The sequence below is a fragment of the Streptomyces sp. NPDC096012 genome, assembly GCF_040426375.1.
Classification (GTDB): Bacteria; Actinomycetota; Actinomycetes; order Streptomycetales; family Streptomycetaceae; genus Streptomyces.
This window is the reverse complement of the sequence record NZ_JBEOTD010000017.1, coordinates 116,835-135,907: the sequence shown is the minus strand read 5'-3', so window position 1 is coordinate 135,907 and position 19,073 is coordinate 116,835. Positions and strand designations below refer to the sequence as shown.

The 19,073-nt window shown below is 72.0% G+C and carries 17 protein-coding genes and 1 pseudogene; 10 read left to right on the top strand and 8 right to left on the bottom strand.

Annotated features, from left to right (window positions below; translation table 11 throughout):
• Positions 1-248 precede the first annotated feature (248 nt).
• Positions 249-845 carry a hypothetical protein gene (locus ABVB68_RS18800; RefSeq protein ID WP_353602209.1) on the bottom strand — a complete coding sequence of 199 codons (597 nt, stop codon included), beginning with the start codon at positions 843-845 and terminating at the stop codon, positions 249-251.
• 150 nt (positions 846-995) lie between these two features.
• Here ABVB68_RS18800 and ABVB68_RS18795 point away from each other — a divergent pair.
• From ABVB68_RS18795 to ABVB68_RS18785, 3 genes and pseudogenes are all read left to right on the top strand, one after another.
• Positions 996-1,339 (top strand): annotated as a pseudogene (locus ABVB68_RS18795) (hypothetical protein); the annotation flags it as partial.
• The gene (gene npdG, locus ABVB68_RS18790) at positions 1,336-2,040 is read left to right on the top strand and encodes an NADPH-dependent F420 reductase (protein WP_353602208.1); all 705 of its coding nucleotides are present in this window, start codon (positions 1,336-1,338) and stop codon (positions 2,038-2,040) included. The pseudogene ABVB68_RS18795 and the gene npdG, both read left to right, overlap by 4 nt.
• Before the next feature lie 13 nt (positions 2,041-2,053).
• Positions 2,054-2,296, top strand: a complete 243-nt coding sequence (locus tag ABVB68_RS18785) for a hypothetical protein (protein ID WP_503006177.1) — start codon at positions 2,054-2,056, stop codon at positions 2,294-2,296.
• On the opposite strand, the gene ABVB68_RS18780 is transcribed toward ABVB68_RS18785, so the two are convergent.
• Entirely contained in the window at positions 2,286-3,086 is an 801-nt protein-coding gene (locus ABVB68_RS18780; RefSeq protein WP_353602206.1) for a site-2 protease family protein, read from the bottom strand. The two genes, ABVB68_RS18785 and ABVB68_RS18780, sit on opposite strands and share 11 nt — an antisense overlap.
• Before the next feature lie 109 nt (positions 3,087-3,195).
• Here ABVB68_RS18780 and ABVB68_RS18775 point away from each other — a divergent pair, with 109 nt between their 5' ends.
• On the top strand, positions 3,196-3,333 hold the full coding sequence (locus ABVB68_RS18775) for a hypothetical protein (protein ID WP_353602205.1): 138 nt from the start codon (positions 3,196-3,198) through the stop codon (positions 3,331-3,333).
• 14 nt (positions 3,334-3,347) lie between these two features.
• Complete coding sequence (locus tag ABVB68_RS18770) at positions 3,348-6,602, top strand: AfsR/SARP family transcriptional regulator (protein WP_353602204.1); 3,255 nt, start codon at positions 3,348-3,350, stop codon at positions 6,600-6,602.
• A gap of 11 nt (positions 6,603-6,613) precedes the next feature.
• On the opposite strand, the gene ABVB68_RS18765 is transcribed toward ABVB68_RS18770, so the two are convergent.
• The 3 genes from ABVB68_RS18765 to panB form a co-directional block, all read right to left on the bottom strand.
• Complete coding sequence (locus ABVB68_RS18765; protein ID WP_353602203.1) at positions 6,614-7,435, bottom strand: ABC transporter permease; 822 nt, start codon at positions 7,433-7,435, stop codon at positions 6,614-6,616.
• A complete protein-coding gene (locus tag ABVB68_RS18760) occupies positions 7,432-8,457 on the bottom strand; it encodes an ATP-binding cassette domain-containing protein (protein ID WP_353602202.1) in 1,026 nt (341 codons plus the stop codon). Before ABVB68_RS18760 ends, ABVB68_RS18765 begins: the two co-directional genes overlap by 4 nt.
• Positions 8,458-8,889: 432 nt before the next feature.
• Positions 8,890-9,756, bottom strand: coding sequence for a 3-methyl-2-oxobutanoate hydroxymethyltransferase (gene panB, locus ABVB68_RS18755; protein WP_353602201.1), 867 nt, complete (start codon positions 9,754-9,756; stop codon positions 8,890-8,892).
• 193 nt (positions 9,757-9,949) lie between these two features.
• On the opposite strand from panB, the gene ABVB68_RS18750 reads away from it, so the two are divergent.
• From ABVB68_RS18750 to ABVB68_RS18725, 5 genes are all read left to right on the top strand, one after another.
• On the top strand, positions 9,950-11,536 hold the full coding sequence (locus ABVB68_RS18750; RefSeq protein ID WP_353602200.1) for an MFS transporter: 1,587 nt from the start codon (positions 9,950-9,952) through the stop codon (positions 11,534-11,536).
• 75 nt (positions 11,537-11,611) lie between these two features.
• On the top strand, positions 11,612-12,247 hold the full coding sequence (locus ABVB68_RS18745) for a TetR/AcrR family transcriptional regulator (protein ID WP_353602199.1): 636 nt from the start codon (positions 11,612-11,614) through the stop codon (positions 12,245-12,247).
• Between the two features lie 181 nt (positions 12,248-12,428).
• Positions 12,429-13,466, top strand: coding sequence for an endonuclease/exonuclease/phosphatase family protein (locus tag ABVB68_RS18740; RefSeq protein WP_353602198.1), 1,038 nt, complete (start codon positions 12,429-12,431; stop codon positions 13,464-13,466).
• A 142-nt stretch (positions 13,467-13,608) separates the two neighbouring features.
• Positions 13,609-14,823, top strand: coding sequence for an MFS transporter (locus tag ABVB68_RS18735; RefSeq protein WP_353602197.1), 1,215 nt, complete (start codon positions 13,609-13,611; stop codon positions 14,821-14,823).
• A gap of 161 nt (positions 14,824-14,984) precedes the next feature.
• Entirely contained in the window at positions 14,985-15,266 is a 282-nt protein-coding gene (locus ABVB68_RS18725; RefSeq protein ID WP_353602196.1) for a DUF397 domain-containing protein, read from the top strand.
• Between the two features lie 63 nt (positions 15,267-15,329).
• Here ABVB68_RS18725 and ABVB68_RS18720 read toward each other — a convergent pair whose 3' ends face one another.
• The 3 genes from ABVB68_RS18720 to ABVB68_RS18710 all read right to left on the bottom strand — a co-directional run bounded on the left by ABVB68_RS18720 (position 15,330) and on the right by ABVB68_RS18710 (position 18,925).
• Positions 15,330-17,273 carry a S53 family peptidase gene (locus tag ABVB68_RS18720; RefSeq protein ID WP_503006176.1) on the bottom strand — a complete coding sequence of 648 codons (1,944 nt, stop codon included), beginning with the start codon at positions 17,271-17,273 and terminating at the stop codon, positions 15,330-15,332.
• A gap of 348 nt (positions 17,274-17,621) precedes the next feature.
• A complete protein-coding gene (locus ABVB68_RS18715; protein ID WP_353602194.1) occupies positions 17,622-18,251 on the bottom strand; it encodes a DUF305 domain-containing protein in 630 nt (209 codons plus the stop codon).
• Positions 18,248-18,925: a thioredoxin-like domain-containing protein gene (locus ABVB68_RS18710; RefSeq protein WP_353602193.1), complete on the bottom strand. Its 678-nt coding sequence runs from the start codon at positions 18,923-18,925 to the stop codon at positions 18,248-18,250. The genes ABVB68_RS18715 and ABVB68_RS18710 overlap by 4 nt, the downstream gene beginning before the upstream one ends.
• Positions 18,926-19,073 lie beyond the last annotated feature (148 nt).

Below are 19,073 nucleotides of genomic sequence, written 5' to 3'. Positions count from 1 at the left end.
CGGCCTCTACGCCTACACCGGCCTCTACGCCGACACCGGCCTCTACGCCTACACCGGCCTCTACGCCTACACCGGCCTCTACGCCTACACCGGCCTCTACGCCTACACCGGTCCCGCGCCGACACCGGCCTCTACGCCTACACCGGTCCCGCGCCCGCCCCATGCCCCGCGCCGACGTTGGCGCCGCACCCGCCCGTGCCCTGTCCGCAGGGGGTGCCGTGGCGTCGTTCCGCAGGTCCTCCGTGTCGTCACCAAGGGGCGGGCGGTGGGGCCGTCAGCGTCTCCGCCAGCCGGGACAGGCGGTCGCGGAAGCCCCGCCGGGCCCTCGGAGAGCCCGCGTTCTCTCCGGCCGCCGCGCTGACCAGGTGCTGCACGCTGTCCAGGTCCAGCTCCGCCCCCTGAGGCACCGCCAGCGTGTCGTGGGCCATCGCGGCCAGATCGCCGCCGCCCGCGCCGAGCGCCAGCACCGTCACCCCGGCCCGCCTGGCGTCGTGCACCCGCTCCAGCAGCGCCGCGGGCTCCTCGGGCGCCACGACCAGCAGCGTCTCGCCGCGCCGCGCCGCCGCGATCCGGCCCGGCCCCACCGCCAGGTGCGCGGGGTCGGCGGGGCGCCCGTGATGCCGTACGAGCGTCGGCTTCAGCTCCGGCGTGCCCGACCAGGCCGCCTCGTCCACCAGGTGTGCGGCAAGGTGCCAGGGCTCGTACTCGGGCGTGCCCACCAGCAGCAGCCCGCCCCCGTGCGCCACCACCGACCCGCGCAGCAGCCCGGCGAACCTCCGGGTGGCCCCCACCCACTCGGTCCCGGCGAGCACTTCCCGCAGCAATGCGACCCGTACGGCGTCCATGGGCCCGCATCCTGCCGCAATCGGGCACTTGTGACGCCGAGTTCACCCCGAATTCGCCCGACCTGGGGACGGTGACCCGTCATCGCCCCGAACGAGGAGCCGCCCGATGGCCGATGCGACCGTCCCCTTACGGCGGGGGCGCGAGGGATATTCCGGCCGCAGGCCGGGCTGACCGCACCGGTCTGCGAGGCCGCCGTCCTCCCGTTGCGCGACCCCGACCTGCTCCTGTTCGCGGCCCCGCCGCCCCGCCGCCCGCGCCCTGACGACCCTGCGCCTCCGCCGACGGCGGCACCACCCGGCGCACGGCCCACACCGTCGACGGACCGCCCGCCGCCTACTCCCACCTGGTCCGCGTCGACCGGGACACGGTCGGGCTCCTCTACGAGACGGGCGACTTCGGCGCCTACGAGACGATCACCTTCCGCCGGGTGCCCGTGCGCCTGCTGGTGAGCGCCGGTGCCGGTCCCGCGACGCACGTAGAGTCGGGTCCATGACCTCTACCGACAACGCACAGAAGGCCCCCGCCAAGGACCCCTGGGACCTGCCCGACGTCTCCGGGTACGTCGTCGGCGTGCTCGGCGGCACCGGACCCCAGGGCAAGGGCCTCGCCTACCGCCTGGCCCGGTCCGGCCAGAAGGTGATCATCGGCTCGCGGGCCGCCGAGCGGGCGCAGGCCGCCGCCGGTGAACTCGGCCACGGCGTCGAGGGCGCCGACAACGCCGAGACCGCCCGCCGCAGCGACATCGTGATCGTCGCCGTACCGTGGGAGGGCCACGGCGACACGCTGAAGTCCCTGCGGGAGGACCTGGCCGGCAAGCTCGTCGTGGACTGCGTCAACCCGCTCGGCTTCGACAAGAAGGGCGCCTACGCCCTCCGGCCGCAGGAGGGCAGCGCCGCCGAGCAGGCCGCCGCCCTGCTGCCGGACTCCCGGGTCACCGCCGCCTTCCACCACCTTTCGGCCGTCCTGCTCCAGGACCCGGAGATCGAGCAGATCGACACCGACGTGATGGTGCTCGGCGAGGAGCGCGCCGACGTGGAGATCGTGCAGGCGCTGGCCGGGCGCATCCCCGGCATGCGGGGTGTCTACGCGGGCCGGCTGCGCAACGCCCACCAGGTCGAGGCGCTCGTCGCGAACCTGATCTCCGTCAACCGCCGTTACAAGGCACACGCCGGGCTGCGCCTCACCGACGTGTGAGCCCTGCCCGGCGATGGGGGACACTGGTCGTCGTAGCAGTGTCCCCCGCAAGGAGCCGGCCCCCATGCCCCGCATCGCCCTCTACACCCTGATCGTCTGTGTCCTCGCCGTCGCCGCGGCGGTCGTCTCCTTCGTCCAGGGCAGCTGGCTGGGGATCGTCTGGGTGCTGCTGGCGGGCCTGACGTCCAACATGACCTGGTACTACTTCAAGCGCGGCAAGGCCGGGGCGGCCCGGGGCGGGTCCGTCACGGGCTGATCGCGCAGTACTGGTCGGTGCCCTGCCAGAACCGGTAGAGCTGCTGTCCGCAGTACTGGTCGCGCACGTCGATCCCCAGACCGCGCAGGAGCGTGTCGATCACGTCGAAGAACGCGCTGTTGATCGACGGCACCCACAGCAGCGCGAACACGAACAGCAGACCGAACGGCGCGAACGGCTCCACCTGCCGCTTCACCCGGTACGACAGCCACGGCTCGAGCACGCCGTAACCGTCCAGGCCGGGCACGGGCAGGAAGTTCAGGAGGGCAGCCGTCACCTGGAGCAGGGCGAGGAAGGCCAGCGCGTACCGGAAGTCGCGGGGCACGCCGTCCAGCGCGTGCAGCCAGAACGGCGCGGTGCACACGGCCGCGAACAGCACGTTCGTCAGCGGGCCGGCCGCCGAGATCAGGCTGTGCCGCCAGCGGCCCCTGATGCGGTCGCGCTCGATGAACACCGCGCCGCCCGGCAGACCGATCCCGCCCATGATCACGAACAGCACCGGGAGCACGATGCTCAGCAGCGCGTGCGTGTACTTCAGCGGGTTCAGCGTGAGATACCCCTTGGCGCCCACCGAGATGTCCCCGCTGTGCAGGGCGGTGCGGGCGTGGGCGTACTCGTGCAGGCACAGGGAGACGACCCAGGCCGCCGTCACGAAGAGGAACACCGCGATGCCCGGCTGGGCGGCGAACTCCGTCCAGGTGGCCCATCCCGTCACCGCCGTCACGGCCAGGATTCCGACGAACACGGGACTGACCCGCCGATCGCCGTGGCGGGTGGTGGCGGTGGCCATGGGCGGACTCCTGGGGTTCCGGGAACGGACGGGGACTGCGACCGTACCGGCCGCGCACACGAGGGGAAAACCTCTCGCGACGGCCGTCCGGTTCCTGGAAGGTGAAGCAATGGCACGGATGAGGGTGTTCCACGAGGCCTGGCAGCCGGAGAGCCGCGGCACCCGGTTCGCGGTGGGGGACGAGGCGGCCGCGCGGCCGGTCGTCGCGGGGACCGGGCGGACCACCGAGCCCCGTGAGCGGCGTTGAAGGCTCCGGAGACAATGGACCCCGTGCGCTATCGGCTGCTCGGCACCACTCAGGCAATCCGCCCCGACGGCACGACCGTCCCGGTCGGCGGGGCGCGGTTGCGTGCCCTGCTCTGCGTGCTCGCGCTCCGGGCCGGCCGGACCGTCCCGGTCGGCGTGCTGGTCGACGAGGTCTGGGACACCGATCCGCCGGCCGACGCCGGCGGTGCGCTGCAGGCGCTCGTCGGCCGGCTGCGGCGGACCCTCGGCGCGGACCGCGTCGCCTCGGTCGACGGCGGCTACCGGCTCACCGCCGCCCCCGACGACGTCGACCTCACCCGTTTCGAACGGCTCACCGGCGACGGACTGCGCGCCCTCGCCGACGGCGACCCGGCCAAGGCCGCCGTCCTCCTGGACGACGCCCTCGCCCTGTGGCACGGTCCGGCCCTCGCCGACCTGCCCGGCCACACCGCCGAGGCGGCCCGCTGGGAGACCCGCCGGCTCGACGCGCTGCGCGCCCGGCACGCCGCCGCCCTCGCCCTCGGACAGGCCGAGCAGTCGCTGCCCGAGCTGACCGCGCTGTGCGACGGCCACCCGCTGGACGAGCCGCTGCAGGCACTGCGGCTGCGCGCCCTGCGCGACGCCGGCCGCCCCGCCCAGGCGCTCGCCGGGTACGAGGACGTACGCCGGCTGCTCGCGGACCGGCTCGGCTCCGATCCCGGCCCCGAACTGCGCGCCCTGCACGCCGAGCTACTGAACGGGGCGCCCCCGGACCCGGAGGCCGCGGCCCGCATCGGCAACCTGCCCGCCCGGCTCACCTCCTTCGTCGGCCGGGAGACCGACATCGAGGCGATCGGCGCCGATCTCGCCACGGCCCGCCTGGTCACCCTGCTCGGTCCCGGCGGCGCCGGGAAGACCCGGCTGTCCCAGGAGGCCGCCGAGGCGGTACGGCACACCGCCCGGGACGGGGTGTGGCTGGCCGAACTGGCCCCCGTGGACGACCCGGACGCCGTACCGCAGGCCGTGCTCACCGCGATCGGCGCCCGCGAGACCGTGCTGCACGGCGCCGGCGTCGAGGGCATGCGCGCGGTCTCCGACCGGCACGACCCCGTCGAACGGCTCGTGGAGCACTGCGCCCGGCGCCGGATGCTCATCGTCCTGGACAACTGCGAGCACGTGATAGAGGCGGCCGCCCGGCTGACCGAGCGCCTGCTGGCCCGCTGCCCGGACCTGACCGTCCTCGCCACCAGCCGCGAGCCCCTCGGGGTGCCGGGGGAGCTGGTGCGGCCGGTGGAGCCGCTGCCCGAGCCGGTCGCGCTGCGGCTGCTCGCCGAGCGGGGCGCGGCGGCCCGGCCGGGATTCCGCGTCGAGGACGATCCCGGGGCCTGTGCCGAGATCTGCCGGCGCCTCGACGGCCTGCCCCTGGCCATCGAACTGGCGGCCGCCCGGCTGCGCATGCTCACCCCCCGGCAGATAGCCGACCGGCTCGACGACCGCTTCCGGCTGCTCACCTCCGGCAGCCGCACCCTGCTGCCCCGCCAGCAGACCCTGCGCGCCGTCGTGGACTGGTCCTGGGACCTGCTGGACGCGGACGAACGGGACGTGCTGTCGCGGCTGTCCGTGTTCGCGGGCGGCTGCGACCTGGCCGCCGCCGAGGCGGTGTGCGGCCCGGTCGCGCTGGACGCGCTCGGCTCCCTGGTCGACAAGTCCCTCGTGGTGGCCGCCCCGTCGGGGGACGGTGCCATGCGCTACCGGCTGCTGGAGACCGTCGCCGAGTACGCCGCCGAACGGCTCGACGAGACCGGCGGCCGCGCCGGGGCCGAGCGCGCCCATCTGACGTACTACCGCGAACTGGCCCGCACCACCGATCCGTTGCTGCGCGGCTCCGAGCAGCGCGCCGCCATCGAGCGGTTCCAGCTGGAGTACGAGAACCTGCGCACCGCGCTGCGGCACGCCGTCGCCCTGGGCGACGAGCAGGAGGGGCTGTCCCTGGTGCTGTCCCTGGCCTGGTACTGGCAGATGCGCGATCTGCGCATCGAGTGCCGCGGCTGGTCCCAGGAGGTGATGGCGCTCGGCCCCGACCCGTTCACCGAGCCGGTCCGCAAGGCCCGGCCGGTCTGGCAGCGGTGCACCGACACCCCGCCCCCGCTCACCGGCGAACTCCTCGCCGAGGCCCGGCGCAGTCTCCATCTCGCCCATCTCGCCTGCATGGACACCGAGTTGGAGGCCTGGCAGACCCCCGAGGCGCAGGCCAAGCTGCGCGTGATCACGCAGGTCTACGAGCCCGGTCTGCCGCAGGCCTGCCGCGCCCCCGGCATGGCCTGGTTCTTCGCGGAGATGCTCACCCGGGGTGCGGAACGGCTGATCGCGATCATCGACGCCGCCGTGCGGACCTGCCGGGACACCCCCGGCTTCGAGTGGGAGCTGGCCGGTTGTCTGCAGATGCGCGCCAACCTGCTGGCCAACCGCACCGACTCGGCGGAGGCGGCCTTCCGGGACGCCGACGAGGCCCTGCGGATCTACCGCCGCCTCGGCGACGAGTGGGGCACCGCCGAGGCGCTGTCCGCACGCGGCGAGGCCCACGAACGCAAGGGCGCCCACCAGGAGGCGGCCGCCGACTACACGGCGGCCATCGACCACGCCACCCGCCTCGGTGCCCGCGCCCAGGTCGCCGTGCTCCGCGCCCGGCTCGGCAGCGCCTATCTGGAGTCGGGTGACACCGAGCGCGGCGAACGGCTGCTCCGCGACGTCATCGCGAGCGAGGAGGGCACGCACAACGAGGGGATGCCGGCCGCCCGGCTCTTCCTCGCCTGCTGGCTGGGGCTGAGCGGCCGCGTCCCCGAGGCGCGCGAGCAACTCCGGCTGTTGCGCGAGGAGTTCAAGATCTCCCACTTCGTCGTGTTCGACGCGCTGATCCTGTGCCAGGAGGCGTTGATGGACGCCGTCGAGCGCCAGGGCGAGAAGTCCCTGGAGAAGGTCCGCCGAGCCCTGGGGCTCGCCGCCGACCCCCTCACCGAGGCGATCACCCCGCACCTGCCCTCGCTCTGCCTCGCCGTCGGGGCGATGGCCCTGACCGCCCTCGACGACGGCGACCGCGCCCGTGACGCCGCCCGCTGCCTGTCCGCCGCGGCCGCCCTGCTGCCGGCCGGCCACACCCTGAACCGCATGGAGCGCCTGGGCGTGGAGCTGACCGAGACCCGGATCCGGCAGCGGCTCGACGAGGCCGCGTACGAGGCCGCGTACGCCGAGGGCGGTGGCCTCTCCCTCGCGGAGGCCACCGCCCTGCTCTGAACCGGCGCGGGTCAGCTCTTCGTACGGAACTTGTGGATCGCGACCGGCGCCATCACCGCCGTGAGCCCGACCGACCAGATCAGCGTCACCCACAGGTCGTGCGCGACCGGGCCGCCCTCCATCAGGCCGCGCGCGGTGTCGGCCAGCGCGGACAGCGGGTTGTAGTCGGTGAAGTTCTGCAGCCAGCCCGGCATCGAGGCCGTCGGCGCGAAGATCGACGAGCCGAACTGCAGCGGCATCAGCACCAGGAAGCCCATGGCCTGCACGGACTGCGCGTTCTTCATGATCACGCCGAGCGTCAGGAACACCCACATCAGGGACGAGCCGAACACCACGGACAGCCCCACGGAGGCCAGCAGACCGCTCCAGTGATGGATGTCGTAGCCCACGAGGACGGCGACCACCATCAGCACCGTGGTCGCGAACAGCATCCGCATCAGCTCCACCGCGATCTTCGCGAAGAGCACGGAACCGCGGCCGATGGGCAGGGAGCGGAAGCGGTCCATGACACCGGAGTTGAAGTCCTGGTTGAAGCCGGTGCCCACGCCCTGGGCCATGTTCATGCCCATCATGGCCATCAGGCCGGGCACGATGTACTGGACGTACTCGTCCTGTCCGCCGCCCATGGCCTTGCCGATCGAGCCGCCGAAGACGTACACGAACAGCAGGGTGAAGATCACCGGGAACAGGATCGCGTCGAACATCGACTCCGGGTCCTGCCGGATCCACAGCAGGTTGCGCCGGACGAGCGCTCCGGTGTGCCGCAGATGCCCGCGCAGCGGGATACGGGCGTCGCCCGGCGTGCTGCCGGACGTGATGGTGGCGGCGCTCATGCGGCGACCTCCTCGCGGGTTTCGGCGGGCGTGGCGTCCTGCGGGGCACTGGCACGGTGGCCGGTGAGCGACAGGAACACCTCGTCCAGACTGGGCAGTTCGGTGGTGATGGAGGAGATCGTGATGCCGCGAGCGGTGACCGCGCCGACCACCGCGGTCAGCTGTTCGTCGCTGAGGATCGGCACCAGCAGCGTGCCGGTCGCGGTGTCCACGGTGGTGGCCGCGAGTCCGGTGATGCCCAGCTCGTCCAGCATGTCGGCGAGCGGGCGCAGCTGCAGCGGGTCCACCGGGCGCACCCGCAGGGTGCGGCCGCCGACCCGGGCCTTCAGCTCCTCGATGCGGCCGCTCGCGATCACCTTGCCGCGGTCCACGACGGTCAGCTCGGAGGCGAGCTGCTCGGCCTCCTCCATGTACTGGGTGGTGAGCAGCACGGTGACGCCGTCACCGACCATCGCCTTCACCTCGTCCCACACCTCGTTGCGGGTGCGGGGGTCGAGTCCGGTGGTCGGCTCGTCCAGGTAGAGCACGGCCGGGCGGCCGATCATCGAGGCGGCGAGGTCCAGCCGGCGGCGCATACCGCCGGAGTACGTGCTGGCCGGGCGCCTGGCCGCCTCGGTGAGGGAGAACCGTTCCAGCAGTTCGTCGGCGCGGGCGCGGGCCTCCTTGCGGGGCAGGTCCAGCAGCCGGCCGATCATGTAGAGGTTCTCCCAGCCCGGCAGCTTCTCGTCCACCGAGGCGTACTGTCCGGTCAGCCCTATCACCCGGCGCAGCTGCCTCGGCTGCCGTACGACGTCGTAGCCGGCCACGGTGGCCTGCCCGGCGTCCGGGGTGATCAGGGTGGACAGGATCCGCACCAGGGTGGTCTTGCCGGCGCCGTTCGGTCCGAGCACACCCATCACGGTGCCCTGGCGCACGTCCAGGTCGACACCGTCCAGTGCCTTGGTCTCGCCGTAGTGCTTGACCAGCCCCCGAACGGACACGGCGTGGTGGGCGCCGGCGGGGTTGTCGTCGATTCGCGTCATGACGGAGAAGATGTCAGGTGCCACCGACAAACCACCGACAGAGCACCGACAAGCCCGCCGACAGGCTGTCGGCGGGCTTGTCGGCGGCCTGTCGGCGGACGGCCCCGCGGCCCCAGTGGCCCGCGGCCCCGGTGGCCCGCGGCCGGCCCTCGTGAGGGCGGCGGCGCGTGCGGGGCGGCGGCGCGTGCGGGGTCCCGGGAGGGCGGCGGCGCGGGTATCGGCCCGGCGGAGCCGGCAGCGCGCGAGGCGTGTGCTGGGAGGGCGGCGGCGCGGGTACCGGGTCGGCGGAGCCGGCAGCGCGCGAGGCGTGTGCTGGGAGGGCGGCGGCGCGGGTACCGGCTCGGCGGAGCCGGCAGTCGGCGCCAGTCCCGGAACGCCGGCAGCCCGCCGACGGGGGATGATCGGCGGGCTGCCCGGTGTTTCCGCGATGGCCTAGTGGACGGCGTGCTCCTCCAGCGGGAAGGTGCCGCCGACGACGTCCTGCGCGAACTCCTTCACGGCGGTGCCCATGACCTCACGCAGGTTCGCGTACTTCTTGACGAACTTCGGCACCCGGCCGGGCGTCAGACCGAGCATGTCGGTCCACACCAGCACCTGCGCGTCCGTCTCCGCCCCGGCGCCGATGCCGACGGTCGGGATGTGCAGGATCCGCGTGACCTCGGCCGCCAGCTCCGCGGGAACCAGCTCCAGCACGACCGCGAAGGCACCCGCGTCCTGCACGGCCTTGGCGTCCCGCAGCAGCTGCTGCGCCGCCTCCTCGCCGCGGCCCTGCACGCGGTAGCCCATGGTGTTGACGGACTGCGGGGTCAGGCCGATGTGCGCCATGACCGGGATGCCGGCCTCCACCAGCAGCCTGATCTGCTCGTGCGAGCGCTCGCCGCCCTCCAGCTTCACCGCGCCGACCCCGGCCTCCTTCACCAGCCGGGTCGCCGAGCGCAGCGCCTGCACCGGACCCTCCTGGTAGAAGCCGAAGGGCAGGTCGGCGACGATCAGCGCGCGCTGCGTTCCGCGTACGACGGCCGCCGAGAGCATGGAGATCTCGTCGAGGGTGACGGGCACGGTGGTCTCGTAGCCGAGGTGGCAGTTGCCCGCCGAGTCGCCGACGAGGAGCACGGGGATGCCGGCCTCGTCGAAGACGGAGGCGGTCATCGCGTCGTAGGCGGTGAGCATGGGCCACTTCTCGCCCCGCTCCTTGGCGAGGGCGATGTCGCGGACGGTGATGCGGCGCGTGCCCTTCCCCCCGTACAGCGCCTTGCTGCCGTCGGAGGGCTTGTTCTGGGCAGCCGAAAGCTGCGTCATGGCAACGGCTCCTTCAGTCATCTCGAGGCGCCCTGACGGCGTCCCCGGATCGTCTCCATGGTGGCACCTCGTGCCAGTGAGGGCCAGAGGGGGCCCCTGTGATCCCCGGCCATGGCCGAAAGTCGTGTAAGGCCTTGGTAAAGACTTAAGATACGAGACGGTTCCGTATCGAAATGATCGTAGGCTCGGCGGCATGACAAGTTCCGTCCCTGCCCCCCGGATACCGGAAGCCGTACACCGGCGCCGCTGGGCGATTCTCGGCGTGCTGATGCTGAGCCTGCTGATCGTGGTGCTCGACAACTCGATCCTGAACGTCGCCATCAAGACCATCGCCACCCCGGCGCCGACCGGTCTCGGCGCCAGCCAGAGCCAGATCGAGTGGGCGATCAACGCCTACACCCTCGTCTTCGCCGGACTGCTGTTCACCGCCGGCCTCGTCGGTGACCGCCTCGGCCGCAAGAAGGTGCTGCTCGGCGGCATCGCCGTGTTCGGCATCGGCTCCGCGCTCGCCGCCGAGTCCGGCTCCCCGGGCCAGCTGATCGCCTACCGCGCCCTGATGGCCCTCGGTGCCGCCTTCGTCATGCCCGCCACCCTCGCGGTGCTGATGAACGTCTTCGAGCGCGCGGAGCAGCCCAAGGCCATCGGCATCTGGGCCGGCGGCGTCGGCCTCGCCATCGCCATCGGCCCGATCACCGGCGGCGCGCTCCTCGACCACTTCTGGTGGGGTTCCGTCTTCTTCGTCAACGTGCCGATCGTGATCGTCGCGCTCGCGCTGATGGTCTGGCTGGTGCCCGACTCCCGCGACCCCAGTCCCGGCCGGCTGGACCCCGTCGGCGTCGTCCTGTCCGTCGTCGGCCTCGTGCTGCTGGTCTACGGCATCATCAAGGGCGGCGAGCTGGCCGACTTCACCGACGCCAAGGTGCTCGGAACCATCATCGCCGGCATCGTCGTCCTGGCCGCCTTCGTCATCTTCGAGAAGCGCAGCGACCACCCGTCGCTGGACGTCGGCTACTTCAGGAACAAGGTCTTCTCGGCCGCCATGAGCGCCATCGCGCTGGTCTTCTTCGCGCTGATGGGTGTCACGTTCTTCGGTGTCTTCTACACCCAGAGCGTGCGCGGCTACTCGCCGCTGGAGTCCGGTGTGCTGATGCTGCCGCTCGCCGTCGCCCAGCTGATCTTCGCGCCCCGCGCCCGGCTGCTGGTCGACCGGTTCGGCAACAAGGCGACGACCACGGCGGGCCTGGTGCTGATCGCGGTGACGCTGGCCGTGTTCGCCACCTTCGAGGCCGACACGCCGATCTGGCTGCTGGAGGTCGTCTTCTTCCTGATGGGCACCGGCATGGCGCACATCATGACGCCGACCTCGGTCGTCATCATGCAGGCGCTGCCGCGCGAGAAGGCCGGGTCGGCCTCCGCGCTCAGCAACACCTTCCGCCAGGTCGGCGGCGCCCTCGGCATCGCCGTCCTCGGCTCCGTGCTGGCCGCCTCCTACCGCAACGGCATCGAGGGCAGGCTCGGCGCCCTGCCGCCGGGCCTGCGCGACACCGCCGCGGAGTCCATCGAGGCCACCCTGGGCATCGCCGAGAAGCTCGGCCCGCGGGGCAGGGCCCTGATCACCCCGGCCGACGACGCGTTCCTGCACGCCATGCACATCACCGCCCTGTGCGGTACGGGCGTCGCGCTGGTCGGCGCCCTGGTGACCTTCCTCTTCCTGCCGGGCAAGCCGCCGGCCGGTCAGGAGGGCAGGAAGGAAGAGGAGTTGGTCGGCGCCACCGACTGACGGTCCGGCGGAACTCCACGGGGGAAGGAGACGGCTGCGGGACAATGCCCGCAGCACGAGAGAGGACGGATCGACGTGAGTCTTGCCGACAGCCGCCCGCGACCGGTCGTACCGGCGCGGGGCCGGCCGCGCAGTGAAGCCGTGGAACGCGCCATCGTGGAGGGCGTGGTGAAGCTCCTGGAAGAGGGCGTGCCCCTCGCCGAGCTGTCCATCGAGCGGGTCGCGCGCACGGCCGGGGTCGGCAAGGCCACCATCTACCGCCGCTGGAGCGGCAAGGAAGAGCTGTTCGTCGACGTCGTACGCGCCGCGGAACCCCCCGACCCGGTGCTCCCCGGCACCTCCCTGCGCGACGACCTCGTCGCCATGCTGGAGTCCCTGCGCCAGCGCGGTCTCGTGAGCCGTTCGTCGGCGATCCTGCACAACGTGTACGCCCAGATGAAGTCCAGCCCCCGCATCTGGGCGGCCTATCACGCCAACGTCATAGCGCCCCGGCGCGTCATGGCGATGGAGGTGCTGCGCCGCGCCCGGGACAACGGCGAGATCCGGCCGGACGTCGACCTGGAGCTGGCCAACGACATGTTCGTCGGTCCCATGCTCGTGCGCACCATCATGCGCCCGGACGCCGACCTGCCCGACGACCTGGCGGAGCGGATCGTCGACACGGTGCTGGAAGGCCTACGGCCCGTCAGCTCGACAGCCTCGTCGCACTGATGTGCACGTTTCGTCACAGACCCCGCCCGACCGGGGGATGACCGGAACTCCCGGCCGCGCTTCGTTCGTCCTTGTCTTCCGTACGGCCGTCATGGGACGGCGGGATCGGCACCGATCATCCCCTAGGGTCGGAAGAACACGGGGACGAACGGTGTGCACGGCAGGCAGTGAGGCAGACGGTATGGCGCAGCAGGCGTACATGACGGAGACGGGCAACGGCGGCTCGGGTCCCGAGCGACCGGGATCCCGGCTTCGACGCCTGGCGCACCGGCTGCTCGGCGGCTGGCGCGGCGACCCGCGCATCTGGCGCCGCGGCATCGTCGTCGCCGTACTGGGCCTGCTGCTCGCCCTGGTGATGCTGGTGCACTCCCGCATCCCCAACCGGCTGGGCAACCTCGGCAGCCTCACCGAGACCTTCCTGCCCTGGCTGGGCCTGGCCGTCCCGGTGCTGCTGGTCATCGCCCTGGTCCGGAGGTCGGCGACCGCGCTGATCGCGCTCCTGCTCCCGGCGATCGTCTGGCTGAATCTCTTCGGGGGGCTGCTGGGTGACAAGACCGGCACCGGCGGCGACCTGATGGTGGCCACCCACAACGTCAACGCCGACAACCCCGACCCGGCCGCGACCGCGACCGACGTCGCCGGGTCCGGCGCCCAGGTGCTGGCCCTGGAGGAACTGCCTGCCTCCGACCTGCCCGTCTACGAGAAGGCGCTCGCGCCGGCGTACCGGTACCACGCCGTCGTCGGCACGGTCGGGCTGTGGAGCAAGTACCCGATGGCCGACGTCCGGGCCGTCGACATCCGGCTCGGCTGGAAGCGGGCGATGCGGGCCACCGTGACGACCCCGCGGGGCCCGGTCGCGGTGTACGTGGCGCACATGCCCTCGGTGCGGGTGAAGGTGGAGGCCGGCTTCACGGCCCGGCAGCGCGACGAGAGCGCCGACGCGCTCGGGGAGGCCATCGCCGACGAGACCCTGAAGCGGGTCGTCCTGCTCGGCGACCTCAACGGCACGATGAACGACCGCTCCCTCAACGCCGTCACCTCGCAACTGCGCTCCGCCCAGGGTGCGGCGGGCAGCGGCTTCGGCTTCAGCTGGCCGGCGTCGTTCCCGATGGCGCGGATCGACCAGATCATGGTCAAGGGCGTCGAGCCGGAGAGCTCCTGGACGCTTCCGCGCACGAACAGCGATCATCTGCCGGTGGCGGCACGCGTGAAGCTGTGAGACACCCCACAGCCGCGCCCGTGAGGACCGCCACAACGGCAACCCTGCCGTAACCCTCTGGAATACTGGGCCCGAGAGGCTTTGTTCCGTACGGGAACATACCGCGAATCTGTACGGCACCACCCTCTCTGGAAGGCCCTTCATGCCCCTGGCCCTGCTCGCCCTCGCCGTGGGCGCCTTCGGCATCGGTACGACCGAGTTCGTGATGATGGGGCTGCTCCCCGACGTCGCGGACGACCTGCACATCTCGATCCCCGCCGCCGGGCACCTGGTCTCGGCGTACGCGCTGGGCGTCGTCATCGGCGCCCCGCTGCTGGCCGCCGTGACCGCCCGGATGTCCCGGCGCACGGTGCTCATCGCCCTGATGGCCCTGTTCGTCGTCGGCAACGCGCTGTCCGCGTTCGCCCCCGGCAACGGCTCCCTGCTGGCCGCCCGCTTCGTCAGCGGCCTGCCGCACGGCGCCTTCTTCGGTGTCGGCGCGGTCGTCGCCACCACCATGGTCGCGCCGGAGCGCAAGGCCCGCTCCGTGTCGCTGATGTTCCTCGGCCTGACGGTCGCCAACGTCGCGGGCGTACCCGTCGCCACGCTGATGGGCCAGCACCTCGGCTGGCGGGCCACGTTCCTGGGCGTCAGCGTCATCGGCCTGGTGGCGATCGCCTCCCTGGCCCTGCTCATCCCGCGCGACCACACCCACGCCTCCGCGACCGGCCTGCGCGGCGAACTGGCCGCCCTGAAGTCGCTCCCGGTCTGGCTGGCCCTCGGCACGACGGTGGCGGGCTTCGGCGCCCTCTTCGCGGCCTACAGCTACGTCACCCCGATGCTGACGGACTCCGCCGGCTTCGCCGAGGCGAACGTGACCCTGCTCCTCGCGCTCTTCGGCGTGGGCTCCACCGCCGGCAACCTGCTGGGCGGCCGCCTCGCCGACCACTCCCTGCGCGGCACGCTCTTCGGCGGCCTGGCGTCGCTGGCGGTCGTACTCGCGTTCTTCCCGCTGCTGATGCGCGCCGAGTGGAGCGCGGCCGTGGCGGTGACCCTGCTCGGCATGGCGGCGTTCGTCACCGGCTCCCCGCTCCAGCTGATGGTCATGGAGAAGGCCGCCGCGGCCCCCTCCCTGGCCTCCTCCGCCAACCAGGCGGCCTTCAACCTGGCCAACGCCGGCGGCGCCTGGATCGGCGGCCTGGCCCTCGCGGCCGGCTTCGGCGTGACGTCCCCCGCACTCACCGGAGCGGCCCTCGCCGTCCTGGGCCTGGGCGTGGCGGGCGTGGCGTACGCGGTGGACCGGCGCCGGGAGACTCCGTCGGCCGGCCGGGTGGTCACCTCCCACCTGCCGGAGGAGTCCGGGGCGCTGCACCGCTGACCCGCCGGAAGGGCCGGTCCATGGAAGCCTCATACGGCGGTGTCACCGTTGATGATCCCTCGTGAAGCAGTACCGCAAGGCATACGATCGGCTGAGGGCCGTCGCGCTGGCACCAGACACGTCCCTCGCCATGATCAAGGCCGCCGCAGAGGACTACCGAAATGCCAAGCACCCGGATCGACTTGAGTGATGCGCTCTGGTTCAAGAGCAGCTACAGCAACGGTGACGGCGGCAACTGCGTCGAGATCGCCGGCGACTTCCCCGGCGCCGCCCTCTGGCGCAAGTCGAGCTACAGCAATGAGAGTGGCGGCAACTGCGTCGAGGTCGCCGACGACGTCCCGGGGCTCGTCCCCGTCCGCGACTCCAAGGCTCCCCACGGCCCCGCCCTCCTCCTCTCCGCCACCGCCTGGGCCCCCTTCGTCGCCTCGCTCAAGTCGGAGTGACGCAAAGGGGCGTGGGGTCCGGGTGGGCCCCACGCCCCGTTCGCTCAACCGCTCAGCGCAGCGTCAGTGCTTCTTCGCGAAGGACGACACGTAACCGTCCGCGGGCGAGCCCACGCCGGTGACGTCGTCGTAGCCCTTGACCGCGGCCAGCGAGCTGTCCTTGCCGAGGCTGCGGACCGAGTACAGCAGTCCGTCGGCCGCGTCGACGCCGTTGGCGAAGTCCACGCGGGCGACGGCCAGGTCCTTGCCGGTCGGCTTGTCGGTGACGTCGTGGTAGACGCCCGTCTTGCCGGCCTTGGCGTAGATCGACGGGTTGGCGAAACCGATCGCCGTGCCGCCGCGCGCCTCCTGGGCCAGCGCCTGGACCGCCGCGATCACCGGGGCGGCCAGCGAGGTGCCGCCGATGCGGTACTCGCTGTACTGCTGCGAGCCGTCCGGGAAGGTCTGGGTCTGGCCGACCAGGAAACCGGTGTTCGGGTCGGCGATCGCCGCGATGTCCGGGACGACGCGGTTGCCCGCGGCGTTGTTGGCCGTGGCCAGCGCCTTCGGGACGACGCCCTTCTGGTAGTACGGCTGCGGCACGGTCTTGCTGGTGCCGCCGCCCGCGCCCGAGGTGAAGGCGCCCGGGAAGCCGTTCCAGCTCTTGCCGTCGGCCGACAGGGTCGCCTTCTCGGTGCCCCAGCCGGTCTCCCACTGGTACGTGTCGCCCTTGCCGACGGCCAGCGAGGTGCCGCCGACCGCGGTCACCCACGCCGAGTTGGCCGGGGTGTCGACCTGCTTCACCTTGGTGTTGGCGACCTCGTCGCCGTTGTCACCGGAGGAGAAGTAGAAGCCGATGCCCTGCACGGCGCCCAGCTGGAAGACCTGGTCGTAGGCGGCCGCGAGGTCCGGCGTCTGGTTGGCCTCGATGTCGCCCCAGGAGTTGGAGACGATGTCGGCCAGGTGGTTGTCGACGACCTTGCTGAGCGAGTCGAGCAGGTCGTCGTCGTAGCAGGACGCGGCGCCCACGTAGGTGACGTCCGCGTTCGGCGCGACCGCGTGCACGGCCTCGACGTCGAGGGTCTCCTCGCCGTACCAGCCGGCCGCCCCGCACTCCTTGGTCTTGGTGTACTGGGCCGGCAGCACCTGGTGCAGCTGGCTGGTCCTCCAGGCCGCGTCGCCGTTCTTCTGGGCGTACTTGCCCGCGTCGAAGGCGATCGTCGGAGAGGCGTAGGCGTCCGTGATGGCGACACGGACGTTCTTGCCGGTGTACTTGCCGGCGCCGTAGGCGGCGCGCAGCTGCTTGCCGGTGTAGCCCTTGACCGCGTACGGGATCTTCTGGCCGTACGCGTCCGGGAGCGTCGTCGCGACGTTCGAGCCGTAGTACGACGAGAAGGGCCCGGCGTTCTTGAACACGCCGTCCGGGGGCGGCAGCTGGTCGTCGTGGGCCGACTTGTGCGGGGCGTTGTCCAGGCCGGTGACGGTCAGGACGGCGCCCTGGAGGGAGGCCGGTGCGGTCGCGCTGCGCGCCGGGGCACGGTAGGTCTTCGAGCCCTTGGCGTAGTTGTGCAGCTGGGTGCCGAACGCCTTCTCGGCGGCGGCCACGTCACCGGAGACGGCGACGTAGTGCGGGGTGACCGCGGTGACCGTCAGACCGGCCGACCTCAGCCAGGACTTGACGGCGGCCACCTGGGCCTTGGTGGCCCCGAAGCGGGCCTGCGCCTTGCCGGCGCTCAGGTACTTGCCGTACGAGGGCGAGTTCGGGTCGGACACCGCCTTGGCGTACGCCGCGAGGCCGGCCGCGTCGCGGCCCGCCAGGTAGACCCGGGCCTTGATCTGGGCGCTGTTCGGGGTAGCGCCCTTGTCCGCCTTGGCCGTGGCCCACAGCGGCTTGGTGCCCTTCAGTGCGTCACGAGCGGGGCTGTCCGCGGCGTGCGCCGCGGGTATGCCCAGCGCCAGCGCGCCGGCGATCATGGGCAGTGTCGCTGCCATGCTCACAGCGCGCATCTTGGCGCGGTTGGATCTCATAGAACCCCCTGCGATGCGGTTCGCATGCATGTAGTGGTTGGCACGTCGTGACTCCGGGCCGGCCCGCGGCGGCTGAGGCCGGTGGTGGATCACACGATGGGGGCCACTCTTGCGATGAACCGTTCATGCCAGGGGAAGGTGAAAGTCAAGAGAAGCTCAAGTAACGGCCATGTAGGGCGATTTGCGGCTTTCGTCAGTGCATCCGTGCGGCGTTGCTGTCCGCCGGTCCGGTGACCGTCAGGGGGAGCACGCCGGTGCGGCAGGAAGCCGCCACCGGCCAGGGTGACCACGCGTCAGGGTGGGGGTGGTTCCTCGGCATGCCCTCCGCGGCCGATCCCGCCGCCGTGGTCACTGCGGTTTCGCGCCCCGGGCCCTGAGCATCCCCGCCATCAGCTCGATCTCCGACTGCTGTGAGTCGACCATGCCCTGCGCGAGCCGCTTCTCCACGTCGACGGTGCACTTGGCGACGCACCCCTCGGCCATGTGGATACCGCCCTTGTGATGGGCCGTCATCAACCGGAGGTAGAGCACCTCGGCCTGCTTGCCGGTCAGCGAACCGAGCTTTTTCAGCTCGGTGTTCGTCGCCATCCCCGGCATCAGCGCACCGTCCTTGCCCGACGCCATGCCGCCCATGCCCATCCAGGTCATCGGCGGCTCGGCCGACACCTTGGGCAGCTCCCACAGGTCCAGCCAGCCCAGCAGCATGCCGCGCTGGTTGGCCTGGGTCTGCGCGATGTCGTAGGCGAGCCGCCGCACCTCCTCGTCCTTCGTGCGGTCCCGGACGATGTACGACATCTCGACGGCCTGCTGGTGGTGCACGGCCATGTCCCGCGCGAACCCCGCGTCCGCCGATTCGGCACCCGGCGTCTTCGCGTCCGGTCCGCCGGTGTCCTCGGCGACCGCGTACGTGATCGCTCCGGCCGCGACGAGCACCGCCGCCGCGGCCCCCGCGACCCAGCCGATGTACCGCCGGCTCACTTCATGACCCCGCCGGTGCACGAGGCGCCCGGCTCGGGCGTCTGCCGGCCCTGCACGTAGGTGGCGAAGAACTTGTCCACCTCCGGGTCACCGGCGCTCTTCACCGTCACCTGGTGCCCCCACGCCGACAGGATCAGCGGCGCGGCCTGGTTCTCGTACGGGCTCATCAGCGAGTACGGCGTCTTCCTCACCTTCGCCGCGAGCGCCTCGACGTCCGCCTTCGGCGCCTTGGCGGTGTACGTCACCCAGACGGCGCCGTGCTCCAGCGCGTGCACGGCGTTCTCGTCCGGCACCGCCTTGGTGTAGACGTCGCCGTTGCAGTTGAGCCAGACCGGGTTGTGGTTGCCGCCCACCGGCGGGTGCATCGGGTACGACACCTTCGTCGTCACGTGGGTCCGCGACAGCTTGCCGGACCAGGTCCGCACGCCGTCCTTGCCGTCCGTGAAGTGCCCGGAGTCCCCGGAACCCTTGGCGTCACCGCTCGCGGTCGAGTCCTTCTTGTCCGACTGCGAGTTCACCAGGACCACACCGCCGACGACCAGACCGGCGACGACCACCACACTCGCGGCGATGACGAGCAGCCGGTTGCGGCGCTCGCGGGCCTGCTCGGCGCGCCGCATCTCCTCTATGCGCGCCTTGCGCGCCGCGGTGCTGCTGTTCTTGGCGGAACCCATGAGGCGTGTCCTTCTGGGGGAAGAAACGGATGGAGGTGGGGCCCGCTGATCGTAATGGGAGAGGGGGCTCCCGCCGTAGGGAGGGGACGGAAAAGCGGCCTCCGCCGGAAGGACGTGCACCGGCCACGCACCTCGCGGTCACCGGGCC

Bases quoted from the DNA above. Each gene is read 5' to 3' on its own strand.
- ABVB68_RS18750 (WP_353602200.1), top strand. From the start codon at position 9,950: ATGACAAGTTCCGTCCCTGCCCCCCGGATACCGGAAGCCGTACACCGG.
- ABVB68_RS18780 (WP_353602206.1), bottom strand. From the start codon at position 3,086: ATGGCCACCGCCACCACCCGCCACGGCGATCGGCGGGTCAGTCCCGTG.
- ABVB68_RS18800 (WP_353602209.1), bottom strand. From the start codon at position 845: ATGGACGCCGTACGGGTCGCATTGCTGCGGGAAGTGCTCGCCGGGACC.
- ABVB68_RS18760 (WP_353602202.1), bottom strand. From the start codon at position 8,457: ATGACGCGAATCGACGACAACCCCGCCGGCGCCCACCACGCCGTGTCC.
- ABVB68_RS18720 (WP_503006176.1), bottom strand. From the start codon at position 17,273: ATGAGATCCAACCGCGCCAAGATGCGCGCTGTGAGCATGGCAGCGACA.
- ABVB68_RS18785 (WP_503006177.1), top strand. From the start codon at position 2,054: ATGGGGGACACTGGTCGTCGTAGCAGTGTCCCCCGCAAGGAGCCGGCC.
- npdG (WP_353602208.1), top strand. From the start codon at position 1,336: ATGACCTCTACCGACAACGCACAGAAGGCCCCCGCCAAGGACCCCTGG.
- ABVB68_RS18770 (WP_353602204.1), top strand. From the start codon at position 3,348: ATGGACCCCGTGCGCTATCGGCTGCTCGGCACCACTCAGGCAATCCGC.
- ABVB68_RS18725 (WP_353602196.1), top strand. From the start codon at position 14,985: ATGCCAAGCACCCGGATCGACTTGAGTGATGCGCTCTGGTTCAAGAGC.
- ABVB68_RS18740 (WP_353602198.1), top strand. From the start codon at position 12,429: ATGGCGCAGCAGGCGTACATGACGGAGACGGGCAACGGCGGCTCGGGT.
- ABVB68_RS18735 (WP_353602197.1), top strand. From the start codon at position 13,609: ATGCCCCTGGCCCTGCTCGCCCTCGCCGTGGGCGCCTTCGGCATCGGT.
- ABVB68_RS18710 (WP_353602193.1), bottom strand. From the start codon at position 18,925: ATGGGTTCCGCCAAGAACAGCAGCACCGCGGCGCGCAAGGCGCGCATA.
- panB (WP_353602201.1), bottom strand. From the start codon at position 9,756: ATGACGCAGCTTTCGGCTGCCCAGAACAAGCCCTCCGACGGCAGCAAG.
- ABVB68_RS18765 (WP_353602203.1), bottom strand. From the start codon at position 7,435: ATGAGCGCCGCCACCATCACGTCCGGCAGCACGCCGGGCGACGCCCGT.
- ABVB68_RS18775 (WP_353602205.1), top strand. From the start codon at position 3,196: ATGGCACGGATGAGGGTGTTCCACGAGGCCTGGCAGCCGGAGAGCCGC.